Source organism: Xanthovirga aplysinae (assembly GCF_009711365.1).
In the GTDB taxonomy this organism is placed as follows: domain Bacteria; phylum Bacteroidota; class Bacteroidia; order Cytophagales; family Cyclobacteriaceae; genus Xanthovirga; species Xanthovirga aplysinae.
On the sequence record NZ_SMMB01000453.1, the window covers coordinates 1 to 1,699 of the forward strand.

The 1,699-nt window shown below is 34.8% G+C and carries 2 protein-coding genes; one reads left to right on the forward strand and one right to left on the reverse strand.

The annotated features are described in order from the left end of the window. Positions 1–716: hypothetical protein (locus E1171_RS23455; protein WP_187696177.1), on the forward strand; the 716-nt coding region annotated here is incomplete at its 5' end. A 616-nt stretch (positions 717–1,332) separates the two neighbouring features. Here E1171_RS23455 and E1171_RS01745 read toward each other — a convergent pair. Beyond that, on the reverse strand, positions 1,333–1,605 hold the full coding sequence (locus E1171_RS01745) for a hypothetical protein (RefSeq protein ID WP_155203472.1): 273 nt from the start codon (positions 1,603–1,605) through the stop codon (positions 1,333–1,335). Positions 1,606–1,699: the final 94 nt, after the last annotated feature.

Consider the following 1,699-nt stretch of genomic DNA (forward strand, 5'->3'; position numbering starts at 1 on the left):
ACAACAACCGCAACTTTCAAAGTGCAGTTGGGGAACAACTTGGGACAGACAATAGACTAACAGCCATAAACATTATCGAAGGAAACCGCAACAGCCGTAATCTCCAAAGTGGGGTTGAGACCCAAATTGGGATAGAAAACATCTTATTTTCCCATAACATTATCCTAGGTTTTAACAACAATGGTAATTTCCAAAGTGGATTTGGAACGCAAATAGGGATAAGAAACTCCTTATCTGTTTTTAACTTTATTATTCTGGGTTCTCGAAATAGCCTTAACTTCCAAAACGGAGCAGGGGGGCAATTTGGGAAAAACAATGTTTTAGGCGCCTTTAATCACATGGTAGGTAATAATAATATTAGTAACCTCCAAAATGGAATTGGGGCTCAATTTGGCACAAACAATACCCTCATCGCCCTTAATTTAATTAGCGGAAACCGCAACAGCCGTAATTTCCAAAAGGGAGTTGTGGTGCAACTTGGGGAAAACAATACCATAGGTGACAATATAATTTCACGTGACAACCTCAACTTTATCTCTGGCAACAATAATAACGACAACCTTCAAAGTGCAGTTGTTACACAAATTGGGATTGGGAATGAAATTATGAGAGCCAACGAAATAATGGGAAATAACCATAATAATAATAGGCAATTTTTCCATATAAGGCAGATTGGAGCTGGTAACCAGGCCAATTCCATCAATCTCATCCAGTAATTGTGAGTTGGAATCACTACGAAATTTAGGAGGTAGCTAGCTACCTCTATTTTCTCATTTCATACTTTTTTGTATAAAAGAGACTCTACCTTAATTTAACATAGCCAATGATATGCTACCACCTACTCCCAAAGTGGAAGTAATACCGTATAGGGAAAGCTACCTATCTTGGTTTTGGAAGTACTACCAGAATTTTGAAATATTTCTTGTAAAGCCTATCTACTACATCGCAATCATTTATAGAATTCTTTCCATACTGTTCACTGTTCCAATAATCGCCCCACTGAAACCCTTAACATATTACATCTTTGAGGTATTTCTTTGCTTTTGTTTTAGTTGGATTAAGGATTACCTTTTCCATGTGGCCAGTTTCAACAATACCTCCGGTCATGTCATAAGGAAACCTCCACTATTCTTTTATTTCTAAGTCGTCATTATTTACTTCTTCAAAAGTCATATTTAATAAGTTTTGGTTGTTCCACCTATCTAATTAGTAGTAGTAAACAGGCCAGAATCTTCATTTATTGACTCTGGCCTATTTACTTTTAATAGCAAACTTGAGACCGGCCCTCGATAGGAGTCGGTTTTTTACTTCCACATATCTGTGTTTTGGAAGTTATTGCGGCAAAAATTTTTCAAAAATTTTCTTTTTCACCTGGTTAAATTCCTCTTCTGTTATTTTCGTTCCTTCTGATTTCCCAGTAAAATACTTCCTGCAATCATAGGGAATAAAATCTCCTAATTTCATAACATCATATTCAGAATTTATTTCTTTTTCATCATCCCAGTCTTTCAGCATTATGAAATTTTGTTCAGTCAAACTATTTATTTCTAACCTGTAATATATTTTATCACTGTCATAAGGTCCAATTTTCAGAAAGTATGCCACAAATTCAATACAGAATTCTTCTATTTCTTTTATTTTTTTGTTTTGAATTTATACATAGTTGTTCTATTACTCTAAGTTGTTGAATTAATTCTAA